The sequence below is a fragment of the Curtobacterium phyllosphaerae genome (assembly GCF_049341865.1).
GTDB classification, from domain to species: domain Bacteria; phylum Actinomycetota; class Actinomycetes; order Actinomycetales; family Microbacteriaceae; genus Curtobacterium; species Curtobacterium phyllosphaerae.
Genome location: NZ_JBMPIU010000005.1, coordinates 295,103 through 310,823, shown reverse-complemented (window position 1 = coordinate 310,823; position 15,721 = coordinate 295,103). Strand labels below are relative to the sequence as shown.

Here is a 15,721-nt window from a genome sequence, read left to right as displayed (position 1 = left end):
GTCTAGCTCCCCGCCGTGAACTTGCTGATGAGACCGAGCACGATGATGGAGATGATCCACACCAGCCCGAGGATCACCGTGATCCTGTTGAGGTTGCGTTCGGCGACCCCGGATGCACCGAGGTTGCTCGTCACACCACCACCGAACATGTCGGAGAGCCCGCCGCCGCGTCCGCGGTGCAGGAGGATGAGCAACGTCAGCAGGAGGCTCGTGATTCCGAGCACAAGCTGCAGGACGACCTGGAGAATGACCACGCCAAACCTTTCGTGTCAGTCAGCCGTACAAGTATAACGGTTCATGTGCGTTCCATCGGACATCGCACCGAAGTGCGGGACGCCGCATCCGGGACGCCGCATCCGCGACGCCGTGTCCGGACAGACGTTCGCCGCACCCCGACCCGCGGTGCGGCGGTGTCAGTGCGGCGGACGTCGGTGCAGCGTGTGTCGGATGTCGCAGGAACGGAGCCTACAGCCCGACGTGCTGGCGGAAGCGCGAGATCGCCGCGAACTCCTGCACGTCGAGGCTCGCCCCGCCGACGAGCGCGCCGTCGATGTCGGGTTCGCGCATGAACCCGGCGATGTTGCCCGACTTCACCGAACCGCCGTACAGCACGCGAGTCGACGCGGCCGCGTCGTCGCCCCAGGTCCCGGCGATCGCACGACGGAGGGCCGCGCAGTCCTCCTGCGCCTGCTCCGGCGTGGCGGCCTGGCCGGAGCCGATCGCCCAGACCGGCTCGTACGCGACGACGATCTCCGCGGCCGGGACCGCGTCGAGGACGACCTGCAGTTGCTCGACCGGGACGACGCCGGCGCCGCGGGACTCGCGGTCGGCACTCGTCTCGCCGACGCACACGACGGGCACGAGACCGTGCCCGACCGCCGCCGTGGTCTTCGCCGCGACGACCTCGTCGGACTCCGCGTGCATCGTCCGACGTTCCGAGTGCCCGACGATGACGTACGCCGCGTCGAGCGCCGCGAGGAACGCTGCGCTGACCTCGCCGGTGTACGCGCCGGACGCGTGCTCCGAGACGTCCTGCGCCCCGAACCGGATGGACAGCTTGTCCGCCGCGATGAGCGTCTGCACGCTCCGCAGGTCGGTGAAGGGCGGGAACACCGCGACCTCGACGTCGTCGTGGTCATGGTGCGCGTCCTTGAGCGTCCATGCGAGCTTCTGGACCGTGGCGATGGCCTGGAGGTGGTCCAGGTTCATCTTCCAGTTGCCGGCGATCAACGGTGTGCGGCTCATGCGTCCCATCCGAGTGCTTGCAGACCGGGGAGGCTCTTGCCTTCGAGGAACTCGAGGCTCGCGCCGCCGCCGGTGGAGATGTGTCCGAACTGGTCGTCCGTGAACCCGAGCGACCGGACCGCTGCTGCGGAGTCCCCGCCGCCGACGACGCCGAGTCCGTCGATCTCGGTGAGCGCCTGGGCGACCGTCCTGGTGCCCGCCGCGAAGGCGGGGAACTCGAACACGCCCATCGGGCCGTTCCAGAACACCGTCCGGGACCCGCGCACGGCGTCCGCGAAGCGAGCGGCCGTGTCCGGCCCGATGTCGAGGCCGATGCCGTCGGCACCGAACGACGACGACTCGATGGCGTCCGCGGGGACGGTCTCGTGGTCGGCGTCGGCGGCGAACCCGGAGGCCACGACGACGTCGGTCGGCAGGTCGATCGTGACCCCGAGCCGCTCGGCACGCTGCAGGTACTCGCGGACGACGTCGAGCTGGTCCTGCTCCAGGAGGGACTTCCCGACGGCGTGGCCCTGCGCGGCGAGGAACGTGAACAGCATGCCGCCGCCGATGCACAGGGTGTCCACCCGTGGCAGGAGGTGGTCGATCACGCCGAGCTTGTCGCTGACCTTCGAACCGCCGAGCACGACCGTGTACGGGCGAGCCGGGTCCGTGGTCAGGCGGTCGAGCACACCGAGCTCCTGCTCGATGAGCTGGCCCGCGGCACTCGGCAGGGCGGCCGGCAGCTCGTACACGCTCGCCTGTTTGCGGTGCACGACACCGAAGCCGTCCGACACGAACGCGTCGCCGAGTGCCGCGATCCGCGCTGCGAAGTCGCCCCGCTCGGCTGCGTCCTTCGACGTCTCCGCCGGGGTGAACCGGAGGTTCTCGAGCAGCAGGACGTCGCCGTCCGCGAGGGACTCGACAGCCTCGGTCGCGGCGTCCCCCACCGTCTCGGTGCAGAACGCCACGGGCTTGCCGAGCAGCTCGGAGAGCCGCTGCGCGACGGGCGCCAGGCTGTACTCCGGGTCCGGCGTGCCGTCCGGTCGCCCGAGGTGGGAGATGACGACGACGCGCGCCCCGGCGTCGATGAGCGTGTTCAGCGTGCCGAGCGATGCGCGGACGCGACCGTCGTCCGTGATGACGCCGTCCTTGAGCGGGACGTTGAGGTCACAGCGGACGACGACGCGTCTGCCGGCGAGTTCGCCGAGGTCCCCGAGGGTGCGGAGTGCCATGGGATCGGTTCCCGACCGGCTCAGAGTCGCTCGCCCACGAACTCCGTCAGGTCGACCAGACGGTTGGAGTATCCCCACTCGTTGTCGTACCAGGACGTGATCTTGACGAGCTTGCCCATCACCTTCGTGAGGCCGGAGTCGTAGATCGACGAGTGCGGGTCGGACTGGATGTCCGTCGAGACCAGCGGGTCCTCGCTGTAGAGCAGAATCCCCTTGAGCGGGCCCTCGGCGGCTTCCTTGTAGGCGGCGTTGATCTCGTCGACCGTGACGTCCGCCGTGGTCTCGAGCGTGAGGTCCGTGATCGAGCCGGTGGGCACCGGGACGCGCAGGGCGAAGCCGTCGAGCTTGCCGGCGAGCTCCGGGAGGACGAGGCCGATCGCCTTGGCGGCACCGGTCGAGGTCGGCACGATGTTGAGTGCGGCGGCCCGGGCACGGCGCGGGTCCTTGTGCGGCCCGTCCTGCAGGTTCTGGTCGGCGGTGTACGCGTGCACCGTGGTCATGAGGCCGCGCTCGATGCCGAACTTGTCGTGGAACACCTTGGCGAGCGGCGCGAGGCTGTTCGTGGTGCAGGAGGCGTTCGAGATGATGTGGTGGTTCGCGGCGTCGTAGGTGTCCTCGTTCACGCCGAGCACGATGGTGACGTCGTCACCCGTGGCCGGGGCGGAGATGATGACCTTCTTGGCACCGGCGTCGATGTGCTTCTGCGCGTCGGCGGCCTTGGTGAAGAAGCCGGTCGACTCGATGACGATGTCGACGCCCAGCTCGCCCCAGGGGAGGTTGGCGGGGTCGCGCTCGGCGAGGACCTTGATCGGCTTGCCGTCGACGACGATGCTGTCGCCGTCGAGCGAGACCGTCGCGGGCAGCTTGCCCGTGATCGAGTCGAACTTGAGGAGGTTCGCGAGTGAGGCGTTGTCGGTGAGGTCGTTCACCGCGACGATCTCGAGGTCGCTGCCCTTGGCGAGTGCGGCCCGGAAGAAGTTGCGGCCGATCCGGCCGAAGCCGTTGATACCGATCTTGACGGTCAATGGAACTCCTGGTGTCAGTCGAGCGTCGTTCGACGCTGATTCGGAGCTGCAGAGCGGGCTCTGCAGATGTGGTGGACGATACGCCCCGTAACGTCGTCGTAACGACAGTAGCAGTCGGGGATGACGCGTCCGGGAATGCGACGACGGCGGGCGGGCGGAGCCCGGTCAGGCCTCGTCGAGGTCGTCCGGCAGGTTCGCGTCGGTCCCCGGGATCCCGAGGTCCGAAGCCTTCTTGTCGGCCATCGCGAGCAGACGCCGGATCCGCCCCGCGATCGCGTCCTTGGTCATCGGCGGATCGGCGTGCTGGCCGAGCTCGTCGAGGCTCGCGTCACGGTGTGCCAGACGGAGCGAGCCCGCGTACCGCAGGTGCTCCGGGACGTCCTCGGCCAGGATCTCCAGGGCCCGCTCGACCCGCGCGCACGCGGCGACGGCGGCCTGCGCGGAGCGTCGGAGGTTCGCGTCGTCGAAGTTCACGAGCCGGTTCGCGGTCGCACGGACCTCGCGCCGCTGCCGGAGCTCCTCCCACTCGGCGGTGCACCGTGCGGCTCCCATCACCGTGAGCATCTGCCCGATCGCCTCTCCGTCACGGATCACCACGCGGTGGACGCCCCGGACCTCGCGGCTCTTCGCGGCGACACCGAGTCGCGAGGCCGCCCCGACGAGTGCCATCGCGGCCTCGTTCCCGGGGCACGTGACCTCGAGCGCGGCCGCACGACCCGGATCGGTGAGGGTCCCGGAGGCCAGGAACGCACCGCGCCAGATCGCCGCGAGGTCCTCGCGGTTGCCGGTCGTCAGGCGGTTCGGGAGTCCCCGGACCGGGCGCCGTCGGGCGTCCATCAGGCCGGTCTGCCTGGCGAGGGTCTCCCCCGCCTCGAGGACCCGGACGAGGTACCGGGTGCCACGGCGGGCGGACGCGGAGGAACCGACGCTCGCCTCGCTCCGGACGCCGTACAGCTCGGCGAGGTCCTTGCGGACCCGGTGGACGATGATGCGGGTGTCGAGTTCGACCTCCACCGCGATCCTGCCCGAGATGACGTGCAGCCCTCCGGCGAACCGGAGGACCGTGCTCAGCTCCGCGGCACGGACCGTGTTGCGGTTCACGACGACGCGAGCCAGTTCGTCCTTGACCTCGGCAGTCAACGGCAATGCATCATTCCTTCCGTTCGGGACGGGCCGGTTCCCTCGTGGGGACGGCCCTGGTGGGGCGGTGGACGGGAGGGTCGATCACTCCCGGCCGAGGTCGCGGTTCTTGACACGCACGGCGACGTTCGGCATCCCACGGATGAGACTCGCCAGTTCGGCGACGATGGCGACGGAGCGGTGCTTGCCTCCGGTACAGCCAATGGCGATCGTAGCGTGTCTCTTGTTCTCCCGCTGGTACCCCTCGAGCACCGGTTCGAGCATCGCGGCGAACCGCTCCACGAACGTCGCCGCGCCGTGCTGGGCCAGCACGAACGCCGCGACATCGGTGTCGAGCCCCGTCGAACTGCGGAGTTCCGGCACCCAGTACGGGTTCGGGAGGAACCGCGCGTCGCCCACCATGTCGGCGTCGGCGGGGAGTCCGTACTTGAACCCGAAGCTCATGAGCGTGACCTGCACGCCCATGAACCGGTCCTCGGAGAACTTCTCGGCGATCGACGCCGCGAGCTGGTGGATGTTGAGGTCCGACGTGTCGATGATGATGTCGCTGGCCTCGCGGAGGCCGAGCATCCGGGTGCGCTCCCGGGCGATCCCGTCGAGGAGGGTGTCGCCGCTCTGCAGCGGGTGCGGGCGGCGGACCTGCTCGAACCGGCGGACGAGCACCTGGTCCGTCGCCTCGAGGAACAGGACCCGGACCCGGGCGGACGTGTTCGCGCGGAGGCGCTGGACGGCCTCCTCGGGGTCGGTGAAGAACCGACCACCGCGGACGTCGACCACGGTGGCGATCTTCGGCAGGGACTCCCCGGCCCGGTCCGCGAGGTCGGTGAGCGGCCCGAGCATCTGGGTCGGGAGGTTGTCGACCACGTACCACCCGAGGTCCTCAAGGGCCTTGCCGACCGTCGAACGCCCCGCGCCGGACATGCCGGTGACGATGAGGACGTCGTGCTGGGGGTGGGCGGTGTCGGTCATGTGCGCGCGGGCTCCGTCGTCACGTGTCGGGGAGTGGACTCGTCCGTCAAGGGTATCGGCTCACCTCGGCAGGCGGGACCGCCCGGACGGACGGGAGGCGCGGCTCACCCGGTCGACGACGACTCCAGTTCCGCGGTGCTCTCGGGCGCGTCCGCGGGGGCGGGTTCCGCGCCGGACGCGTCCTCCGCCTCCAGTTCGTCGGCCGCCCGGACCGCCGCCCCGGAGAGCGACGCGAGCCGGTCGCGGACCATCGTCGCGGTGGCCGGGCCGATGCCGTTCACCGCCGCGATCTCGTCCGCCGTCGCCGACCGCATCCGCGCGACCGAGCCGAAGTGCTTCAGGAGGGCGTTGACGCGGGTCGGACCGAGCCCCGGGATCTCCCCGAGCTGCGACCGGAGATCACGCTTGCGCCGCGTGCGCTGGTGGGTGATCGCGAACCGGTGGGCTTCGTCCCGGATGCGCTGGATGAGGAACAGGGCCTCGGAGTTCCGCGGCAGGATGACCGGAAAGTCGTCGTCCGGCAGCCAGAGTTCCTCGAGCCGCTTCGCGATCCCGACGAGGGCGATGTCCGTCACACCGGCGTCCGCGAACGCCCGCGCCGCCGCCGCGACCTGGGGTTGGCCGCCGTCCACGATGAGGAGCTGCGGGCGGTAGGCGAATCGCTTCTTCTTCGGGCCGCCGTCGACCACGACGTCGTCGCTCGTCGGGTCCGGCGCCGGCGGCTCGTCCGGGTCCTCGTCGAGACGGGCGAGGCGGCGACTGAGCACCTGGTACATGCTGTCGGTGTCGTCCCGCGACTCGGCGATCGTGTACCGACGGTACTGGTCCTTGCGCGGCAGACCGTCCTCGAACACCACCATCGAGGCGACGATGTTCGTCCCCTGCAGATGCGAGATGTCGTAGCACTCCATCCGGAGCGGGGCCTCGGCCATGCCGAGCGCGTCCTGGATGTCCGCGAGCGCTGCGGAGCGGGTCGTGTAGTCGCTCGACCGTTTGGTCTTGTAGAGCATGAGCGCCTGCTTGGCGTTGAGGTCGGCGGTCTTCGCGAGACCCGCCCGGTCACCGCGCTGCGCCGTGCTGAGCTTGGTGCCCCGGCCGCCGCGGCGGTCCCCGAGCCACCCCTGCAGCGCGTCCGCGTCCTCGGGCAGCGCGGGCACCACCACCTCACGCGGAGGTTCCTCAGCGCCGGCGTAGACCCCCTGCACGATCTGCTCGACGAGGTCGCCCGTGCTGATGTCGATCTCCTTGTCGACCACCCAGCCACGCACACCGCGGATGCGCCCGCCGCGGACCGTGAACATCTGCACGGCGGCGGCGAGCTCGTCCTCCGCGATGCCGAACAGGTCGAGGTCCACCGAGTCCTTGAGGACCACGGCGCTCTTCTCGAGCACCGCCTCGAGTGCTCCGACCTGGTCGCGGTAGCGCGCAGCCTGTTCGTACTGCATGGCGTCGGCCGCCGCGGCCATCCGCTGTCGGAGCCGCGTGATCACACTCCGGTCGTACGAGTTCATGAACCGCACGAACTCGTCGACGATCGCGCGGTGCTCCTCGATCGAGACCCGGCCGGAGCACGGGCCGCCGCACTTGCCGATCTGCCCGGGGAAACACGGCTTGCCGGTCTGCATGGCGTGCTTGTAGCTCGAGTCCGAGCAGGTGCGGATCGGGAACACCTTGATCATCAGGTCGATCGTGTCGTGCACCGCCCAGATCTTCGGGTACGGCCCGAAGTACTTCGCCCCCCGGATCTTCCGGTTCCGGGTGACCATCACGCGCGGCGCTTCGTCGCCCAGCGTGATCGCCATGTACGGGTACGACTTGTCGTCCCGGAACTTGACGTTGAACGGCGGGTCGAACTCCTTGATCCACGTGTACTCGAGCTGGAGGGCCTCGATCTCGCTCCCGACGACCGTCCACTCGACGCTCGCTGCGGACAGCACCATGCGGCGGGTCCGCTCGTGGAGCGTGTGCAGCGGTGCGAAGTAGTTGCTGAGACGGGCGCGGAGGTTCTTGGCCTTGCCGACGTAGAGCACCCGGCCGCTGTCGTTCCGCCACCGGTACACGCCGGGGTCGGTCGGGATCTCACCGGCCTTCGGACGCCAGGGGACCGTGTCCGCCACCTACCGTGCCCCCACGGTGTGCTGCTTCTGGCGTCGGGTCGTACCGGCTCCGTCCGAGCCCTCGCCGGGAGCGCGCTGCCCCACCGAGCGGCCGGCACCGATCCGGGAGTCCTGCGCCTCGAGGATCTCCTTGATGAACACGCCGGTGTGGCTCTCCGGCACCTCGGCGACGTGTTCCGGCGTCCCGACCGCCAGGACCTCGCCGCCACCGGCACCGCCTTCCGGGCCCATGTCGATGAGCCAGTCGGCGGACTTGATGACGTCGAGGTTGTGCTCGATCGTGATGACCGTGTTGCCCTTGTCGACGAGCCCCTGGAGCACCAGGAGCAGCTTGCGGACGTCCTCGAAGTGCAGTCCGGTGGTCGGCTCGTCGAGCACGTAGACCGTGCGGCCGTTCGAGCGCTTCTGCAGTTCGGTGGCGAGCTTGACGCGCTGGGCTTCACCGCCGGAGAGCGTCGTGGCGGACTGTCCGAGGCGCACGTAGCCGAGCCCGACGTCGACCAGGGTCGCCATGAACCGGTGGATCGACGAGATCGGTGCGAAGAACTCCGCTGCCTCGCTGATCGGCATGTCGAGGACCTCGGAGATGTTCTTGTTCTTGTAGTGCACCTGCAGTGTCTCGCGGTTGTAGCGGGCACCGCCGCAGACCTCGCACGCGACGTAGACGTCCGGGAGGAAGTTCATCTCGATCTTGATCGTGCCGTCGCCCGCGCAGTTCTCGCACCGACCGCCCTTGACGTTGAAGCTGAAGCGTCCGGGCTGGTAGCCGCGCGCCTTGGCCTCCTGCGTCTCGGCGAACAGCTGTCGGATCTTGTCGAACACCCCCGTGTAGGTGGCCGGGTTCGACCGCGGGGTCCTCCCGATCGGGGCCTGGTCGACGTGGACGACCTTGTCGAGCAGGTCGAGGCCCTTGACACGGGTGTGCTTGCCGGCGATGTGCCGGGCACCGTTCAGCTGGTTCGCGAGGACCTTGTAGAGGATGTCGTTGACGAGCGTCGACTTGCCCGAACCGCTCACCCCGGTGACCGTCGTGAACACCCCGAGCGGGAAGTCCGCGTCGATGTTCTTCAGGTTGTTGGCGCGGGCGCCCTGGACCGAGATCATCCGCTTCTTGTCGATCTTCCGGCGGTGCTTCGGCATCTCGATCGACCGTCGCCCGGACAGGTAGTCGCCCGTGAACGACTCGCGGTTCTCGAGCAGACCCTCGTACGACCCGGAGTGCACCACGCGGCCGCCGTTCACGCCGGCGCCGGGTCCGATGTCGACGACCCAGTCGGCGGTGCGGATGGTGTCCTCGTCGTGCTCGACGACGATGAGCGTGTTCCCGAGGTTCTTCAGCTTGACGAGGGTGTCGATCAGTCGACGGTTGTCGCGCTGGTGGAGCCCGATGCTCGGCTCGTCGAGGACGTAGAGCACGCCCGTCAGCCCCGACCCGATCTGGGTGGCGAGACGGATGCGCTGGGCCTCGCCGCCGGACAGCCCGCCGGCTCCGCGAGCCAGGGTGAGGTAGTTGAGCCCGACCTCGAGGAGGAACTCCAGACGCGCTCGGATCTCGCGGAGGACGGCGGCGGCGATGTGGGCCTCGCGCGCAGTCAGCGTCAGGCTCTCCATGAAGTCGTACGCCTGGTCGAGCGACATGTCGGTGACGTCGGCGATGCTGTGGCCGTCGACCGTGACGCCGAGGACCTCGGGCTTCAGCCGGGTGCCGTCGCAGACCGGACACGGGACCTCGCGCAGGTAGCCCTGGAACCGCTGCCGCTGTGCGTCGGTCTCGGCTTCGGCGTACTTCCGCTCGATGTACGGCATGACTCCTTCGAAGCCGCTCGTGTACCGCATCTCGCGGCCGAACCGGTTCCGCCACGACACGTTGACCTCGAAGTCCTTGCCGGTGAGGATCGCGGCCTGGATCGCGGGGTCGAGCGAGCTCCACGGGGTGTGCATCGTGAACCCGAGCTGCTTGCCGAGGCCGGCGAGCAGCTTCTCGAAGTAGCTGTACATGCCGCTCGTCCCGGTCCACGGCAGGATGACACCGCCGGACAGGCTGGCGTCGGGGTCGCCGAGGACGAGGTCCGGGTCGACGGACATCCGCGTCCCGAGGCCCGAGCACTCCGGGCAGGCACCGAACGGCGCGTTGAACGAGAACGTCCGGGGCTCGATCTCGGTGAGCGCGAGCGGGTGGTTGTTCGGGCACGACAGGTTCTCGGAGTACGCGCGCACCGCGCCCGGGCCCTCGTGGTCCACGAGGTCGATCGCGACCGTCCCCCCGGTGAGCCGGAGCGCCGTCTCGAGCGAGTCGGTGAGCCGGTTCAGGATGTCGTCGCCGGCCACGAGTCGGTCGACGATCACCGAGATGTCGTGCTTGACCTGCTTCTTGAGCGTCGGCGGGCTGCTCAGCTGGATCCGTTCGCCGTCGACGATCGCGCGCGCGTACCCCGACGCCGCGAGCTCCTGGAAGAGGTCGACGAACTCGCCCTTCTTCTTCGAGACGACGGGCGCGAGGACCTGGAACCGGGTGCCGGACTCCTGCGTCATCAGCTGGTCGGCGATCTGCTGGACGGTCTGCTTGCTGATGACCTCGCCGCAGACCGGGCAGTGCGGGATGCCGATGCGCGCCCAGAGGAGGCGCATGTAGTCGTAGACCTCGGTGATCGTGCCGACGGTCGAACGCGGGTTGCGGTTCGTCGACTTCTGGTCGATCGAGACCGCGGGACTCAGGCCCTCGATGAAGTCCACGTCCGGACGGTCGACCTGGCCGAGGAACTGCCTGGCGTACGCCGAGAGCGACTCGACGTACCGCCGTTGGCCCTCGGCGAAGATCGTGTCGAACGCCAAGGAGGACTTGCCGGACCCGGACAGCCCCGTGAACACCACGAGCGAGTCACGCGGGATCTCGAGGTCGACGTCGCGGAGGTTGTGCACCCGCGCACCGCGCACGCTCAGCGTCGTCAGTCCCGCGGGGCCGTTCGCGCCGGGCATGTGGGGGTCGGCCAGTTCGCCGAAGGCGTCCTGGTGATCCGTGGAGGCTCCATGGGCAGAGGTGATCGTCATCGCCGACAAGTCTACGGAGCCGGACCGACATCCGGCCCGCCCCCGGGGTTCGCCAGCGGCGGACGGGAGGCGCGGGGCGGGCCCGCACCGGGCCTCCCGTCCGGTGGGTCAGGCGTGGGTGTCGAACCGGAGTGCGACGCCGCTCAGGCGCTCGCTCGCCGCCCACAGGTGCGCCGCCGCCGTGCGGTCGTGGGCGCGCGGCTCCGCCGGCACGACGGCCGGTGCGCCGCGGAGCTGCATCCATCCCGATGGACCCCAGTACTCCCCGGATCGCACCCCCTCGCCCACCGCGGCGTGCACGAGCGGCTCGGCTCCGACGTCCTTGCCCTGCGACCAGAACCGCTCGCCGGCGCGGACCCATGCCGGGGTCGGGGTCGTCGGGAGCACGCCCGGGCGAGCCGGCGCGAGGGTGTCGAGTGCGAGACCCGGGTGCGCGACGATGCTCGCGACCGACGATCCGGCGTCGGCCAGTCGTTCGGCGAGTTCGAACCCGAACAGCATCACCGCGAGCTTGCTCCGCGCGTACTGCAGGTAGTTGACGTAGGGGCGGGACCGGTCCGGGTGGTCCCGGTCGAGCCATGCCCACCGGTGGCTGATGCTCCCGAGGTGCACGACCCGGCCTCCGGTCCGCTCGAGGAGGGGCAGCACCCCGGCCGTCCACGCGAAGTGCCCGATGTGGTTCGTGCCGAACTGCAGCTCGATGCCCTGGGCGGTCCGACGGAACGCGCCGGACCCGACGACACCCGCGTTGTTGACGACGGCATCGACCGGTCCGACGTCGGCGAGGGCCGTGACCGCTGCAGCGACGCTGTCGAGGTCCGCGAGGTCGAGGTGCAGGTGCTCGACCCGGGCATCGGCGACGTGGGCCCGGATGCTCGTCTCCGCGGCGCGAGCCTTGACCGGGTTCCGGGTCGCGAGGACGACGCGGTGGCCGGCGGCGGCCAGCTGTTCGGCGGCGAAGTAGCCGAGGCCCGCACTCGCCCCGGTGACCACGACGGTCCGCGGGACGCCGTCCTGCGACCGACCCGTCGGCTCAGCCGACATGCCCGGCGGCCTCCATCTGGCGGAGTGACTTCTTGAGGTCCTGGACCTCGTCGCGGAGTCGCGCCGCGAGTTCGAACTTGAGTTCGCCCGCGGCCTGGAGCATCTGGTCGTTCAGGTCGCCGATCATCGCCTCGAGCTGGGTCGCGCCCTCTCCGGCGATGCCCTCCCTCCGGAGATTCGGCGTCGGAGCGCGGCGCTTGTCACCGTTCGCGCCCCGCCGTTCGAGGAGCTCGCGGGTGTCCTCGCCTTCGCGCGCCAGGATCTCGGTGATGTCGGCGATCTTCTTGCGGAGCGGCTGTGGGTCGATGCCGTGCTCGAGGTTGTACGCGACCTGCTTCTCACGGCGCCGGTCGGTCTCGTCGAGGGCCTGCCGCATGGAGTCGGTGATCTTGTCGGCGTACATGTGCACCTGGCCGCTGACGTTGCGGGCTGCGCGTCCGATGGTCTGGATGAGCGACGTCGACGAGCGGAGGAAGCCTTCCTTGTCGGCGTCGAGGATCGCCACCAGGGAGACCTCGGGGAGGTCGAGTCCCTCGCGCAGCAGGTTGATGCCGATCAGGACGTCGTAGACGCCCTGGCGCAGCTCGGTGAGGAGCTCGACCCGTTTGAGCGTGTCGACGTCGGAGTGCAGGTAGCGGACGCGGACCCCGGCGTTCCCGAGGAAGTCGGTGAGCTCCTCGGCCATCCGCTTGGTGAGGGTCGTGACGAGGACGCGCTCGTTCTGGTCGGCGCGTGCCCGGATCTCCTCGAGGAGGTCGTCGATCTGGCCGTCGCTCGGCTTGACGACGATCTCCGGGTCGATGAGTCCGGTCGGCCGGATGATCTGCTCCACCACGCTGTCGGTGACGCCGAGTTCGTACCGGCCCGGCGTCGCGGAGAGGTAGACCTTCTGCCCGACGCGCTCGAGGAACTCCTCCCACGTCAGGGGTCGGTTGTCGAGGGCGCTCGGCAGTCGGAACCCGTGTTCGACGAGCGTGCGCTTGCGGGAGGCGTCGCCTTCGTACATCGCGCCGATCTGCGGCACGGTGACGTGCGACTCGTCGATCACCACGAGGAAGTCCTCGGGGAAGTAGTCGATGAGGCAGTGCGGGGCCTCGCCCGGCATCCGCTGGTCGATGTGCCGGGAGTAGTTCTCGATCCCGTTGCAGAACCCGATCTGCTCCATCATCTCGATGTCGTAGGTGGTCCGCATCCGGAGACGCTGCGACTCCAGCAGCTTGCCCTGGGCGTCGAGCTCGGCGAGTCGTTCGGCGAGCTCGACCTTGATCGTCTCGATCGCCCGGTGCATGACGTCGGTCGCCGCGACGTAGTGCGACGCCGGGAAGACCGACACCGCGTCGAGGTTCTCGATCACCGAACCGGTGAGCGGGTGGAGCGAGCTGAGGCCTTCGATCTCGTCGCCGAACATCTCGATGCGGATCGCGTGCTCTTCGTACATCGGGATGATCTCGATGGTGTCACCGCGCACCCGGAAGGTGCCCCGGGCGAAGTCGACGTCGTTGCGCTGGTACTGCATCGCGACGAAACGCCGGACGAGCTGGTCGCGCGAGATCGTGCCGCCCACCTGCAGCGCGACCATGGCGTTCATGTACTGCTCGGGCGTGCCGAGTCCGTAGATGCAGGACACGGTCGAGACGACGACGGTGTCGCGCCGGCTCAACAGGGAGTTCGTCGTCGAGTGCCGCAGCCGTTCGACCTCGGCGTTCACGGAGGAGTCCTTCTCGATGAACGTGTCCGTCTGCGGGACGTAGGCCTCGGGCTGGTAGTAGTCGTAGTACGAGACGAAGTACTCGACCGCGTTGTTCGGCAGAAGGGACCGGAACTCGTTCGCGAGCTGCGCGGCCAGGGTCTTGTTGTGCGCGAGCACCAGCGTCGGACGTTGGACCTGTTCGATGAGCCACGCCGTCGTCGCCGACTTGCCGGTCCCGGTCGCGCCGAGGAGCACGACGTCGGTCTCACCCGCGTTGATGCGACCGGCGAGTTCGGCGATCGCGGCGGGCTGGTCACCGCTCGGCGAGTACTCGCTGATCACCTCGAAGGGGCGGACGGCACGGGTCGGTTCCATGCCCCCACTGTAGGCCGGGCCGCCGACACCGAGCCCGGGTCCGCGGCCGGCGGGCGCGGGGCGCCTGCCCTGGTGGGCCGGGGGCCGAGCGGGCGGTGGCGCGGTCCGGACAGGTCATCATGCTCCGAGTTGGCTGATAGGTGTTCGCGATAGCCTCGACGGGTCCACAGCTCCGACGTCGGCGGCGATCGTCGACCGAGCCGCCCGCATCCCCCGATCCCGAGGACACCATGACCACCGCAGCCGCCCCTGCACCGCCGGCCCGCACGACGGGTTCGCCGTTCCGCGGTCGGGTCCGCGGTCGCGTCCTGCTGATGCTCTGCATCATGTACGCGATCTCGTACGTCGACCGGACGAACATCTCAACCGCGCTGCCGCACATCAAGACCGAGTTCGGGTTCAACGACGCGACCGCCGGTCTCGTGATCGCGGCGTTCTCGTTGCCGTACGCGTTCCTCCAGGTCTTCGGCGGGTCGATCGGCGAGAAGGCCGGACCTCGACGCGCGCTCTTCGTGATCACGCTCGTGATGGGCGTCGCAACGCTGCTCACCGGGTTCTCGATCGGCTTCTGGTCGCTCGTCGCCGCCCGAGTGCTGCTCGGTCTCAGCGAGGCCGCCGCGTTCCCGACGGCGACCCAGGCGATGAGCCGGTGGATCCCCCGCGACCGGAACGGGTTCGCACAGGGGGTGGTGCACTCGGCGGCCCGGCTCGGGAACGCCCTCGCTCCCCTCTTGGTGGCCGGGGTCATCTCCTGGAGTGGCGAGTGGCGGTGGGCGTTCTTCACCACGGCGGTCCTGTCGATCGTCTGGGGCATCTGCTGGTTCGTCTGGTTCCGCGACAAGCCCGAGACCGTCGCCGGGATCTCGGCGGCCGAGATCGCCGAGCTCCCGCCCGTCGAGACGAGGGCGACGCGTCCGCCGGTGCCGTGGTGGCCGATGGCCAAGCAGATCCTCCCCGTGACCTTCGTCGACTTCGGCTACGGCTGGACGCTCTGGGTGTTCCTGACCTGGCTGCCGACGTTCCTGAGCGACACGTACCGGTTGCCGATCGAGAAGTTCGCCCTGTTCACCACCCTGATCCTGCTCGCCGGCGTGGTGGGCGACACGGTCGGTGGCATGCTCAGTGACCGCGTCATCCACCGCGGCGGGAACACCCGGAACGCCCGCCGGTCGATCCTGGTGCTCGGACTCGGCGGGTCGCTCGTGTGCCTCGTCCCGCTGGTCATCGGACAGGGTCTCGTCGTCGCCGCGATCTCGCTCGCGCTGTCGTTCTTCTTCCTCGAGCTCTGCAACGCGAACCTCTGGGCGATCCCGATGGACGTCGCCCCGCAGTGGTCCGGCACGGCGTCCGGGTTCATGAACACCGGGTTCGGCATCGCGGGGGTCGTCTCACCCGTCGTGTTCGGCGCGCTGGTGGATGCGTCCGGGTGGCAGCTGCCGTTCGCGCTGTCGTGCGTGCTGCTCGCGGCGGCCGCGGTCGTCGCCTGGTTCATGAAGCCGCAGCGCCTGACGATGACCGACGGCGTCCTCGAGGTCGGCGTCCCGAAGGCCGAGCAGCAGCCGACGCGCTGACCGGGGCGAGGCCGGGCTCACGGCGGAGCCGCTGTGGGCGCGACGGGCCCGTGTCGCACGATGCGCATTCATCGAGCGACACCGTGCCGGGAATGCGACGTCGCCGAACGCCGGTAATGTCGCTCGATGCGTACGCACCCCGCGCCCTGCGCGCGCACCCCCGACGCACGCGCGCTCCCTGCACGGTCATGCGGCGACATCCCCCGCGAAAGACGACGTCGCAGAACCCCGAGGATGTCGCTTCATGCGCACGCACTCAGCGCATGCCGTCTCAGCGCACCCG

Annotated in this window: 11 protein-coding genes; 1 reads left to right on the top strand and 10 read right to left on the bottom strand. The window is 69.5% G+C overall.

The genetic code is table 11. From position 1 onward, the window contains the following. Positions 1 to 2: 2 nt before the first annotated feature. The 10 genes from secG to uvrB all read right to left on the bottom strand — a co-directional run bounded on the left by secG (position 3) and on the right by uvrB (position 13,867). Entirely contained in the window at positions 3 to 254 is a 252-nt protein-coding gene (gene secG / locus ACO0E0_RS11415) for a preprotein translocase subunit SecG (RefSeq protein ID WP_422871526.1), read from the bottom strand. A 211-nt stretch (positions 255 to 465) separates the two neighbouring features. Next, entirely contained in the window at positions 466 to 1,254 is a 789-nt protein-coding gene (tpiA, locus tag ACO0E0_RS11410; protein ID WP_422871525.1) for a triose-phosphate isomerase, read from the bottom strand. Further along, positions 1,242 to 2,459, bottom strand: coding sequence for a phosphoglycerate kinase (locus ACO0E0_RS11405; RefSeq protein ID WP_422871524.1), 1,218 nt, complete (start codon positions 2,457 to 2,459; stop codon positions 1,242 to 1,244). The genes tpiA and ACO0E0_RS11405 overlap by 13 nt, the downstream gene beginning before the upstream one ends. Positions 2,460 to 2,479: 20 nt before the next feature. Beyond that, on the bottom strand, positions 2,480 to 3,484 hold the full coding sequence (gap, locus tag ACO0E0_RS11400; RefSeq protein ID WP_422871523.1) for a type I glyceraldehyde-3-phosphate dehydrogenase: 1,005 nt from the start codon (positions 3,482 to 3,484) through the stop codon (positions 2,480 to 2,482). Between the two features lie 165 nt (positions 3,485 to 3,649). Continuing rightward, on the bottom strand, positions 3,650 to 4,630 hold the full coding sequence (gene whiA / locus ACO0E0_RS11395; RefSeq protein ID WP_422871522.1) for a DNA-binding protein WhiA: 981 nt from the start codon (positions 4,628 to 4,630) through the stop codon (positions 3,650 to 3,652). Between the two features lie 78 nt (positions 4,631 to 4,708). Then, entirely contained in the window at positions 4,709 to 5,593 is an 885-nt protein-coding gene (gene rapZ / locus ACO0E0_RS11390; RefSeq protein ID WP_422871521.1) for an RNase adapter RapZ, read from the bottom strand. A gap of 104 nt (positions 5,594 to 5,697) precedes the next feature. Next, the gene (gene uvrC, locus ACO0E0_RS11385) at positions 5,698 to 7,710 is read right to left on the bottom strand and encodes an excinuclease ABC subunit UvrC (RefSeq protein ID WP_422871520.1); all 2,013 of its coding nucleotides are present in this window, start codon (positions 7,708 to 7,710) and stop codon (positions 5,698 to 5,700) included. Beyond that, positions 7,711 to 10,686 (bottom strand): excinuclease ABC subunit UvrA, encoded by a 2,976-nt coding sequence (gene uvrA / locus ACO0E0_RS11380; protein WP_422871622.1) that lies wholly within the window; start codon positions 10,684 to 10,686, stop codon positions 7,711 to 7,713. A gap of 180 nt (positions 10,687 to 10,866) precedes the next feature. Then, the gene (locus ACO0E0_RS11375; protein ID WP_422871519.1) at positions 10,867 to 11,802 is read right to left on the bottom strand and encodes an SDR family NAD(P)-dependent oxidoreductase; all 936 of its coding nucleotides are present in this window, start codon (positions 11,800 to 11,802) and stop codon (positions 10,867 to 10,869) included. After that, entirely contained in the window at positions 11,792 to 13,867 is a 2,076-nt protein-coding gene (gene uvrB / locus ACO0E0_RS11370) for an excinuclease ABC subunit UvrB (RefSeq protein ID WP_422871518.1), read from the bottom strand. Before uvrB ends, ACO0E0_RS11375 begins: the two co-directional genes overlap by 11 nt. A 230-nt stretch (positions 13,868 to 14,097) precedes the next feature. Here uvrB and ACO0E0_RS11365 point away from each other — a divergent pair, with 230 nt between their 5' ends. Further along, positions 14,098 to 15,438, top strand: a complete 1,341-nt coding sequence (locus ACO0E0_RS11365) for an MFS transporter (protein WP_422871517.1) — start codon at positions 14,098 to 14,100, stop codon at positions 15,436 to 15,438. The last annotated feature ends 283 nt before the right edge of the window (positions 15,439 to 15,721 follow it).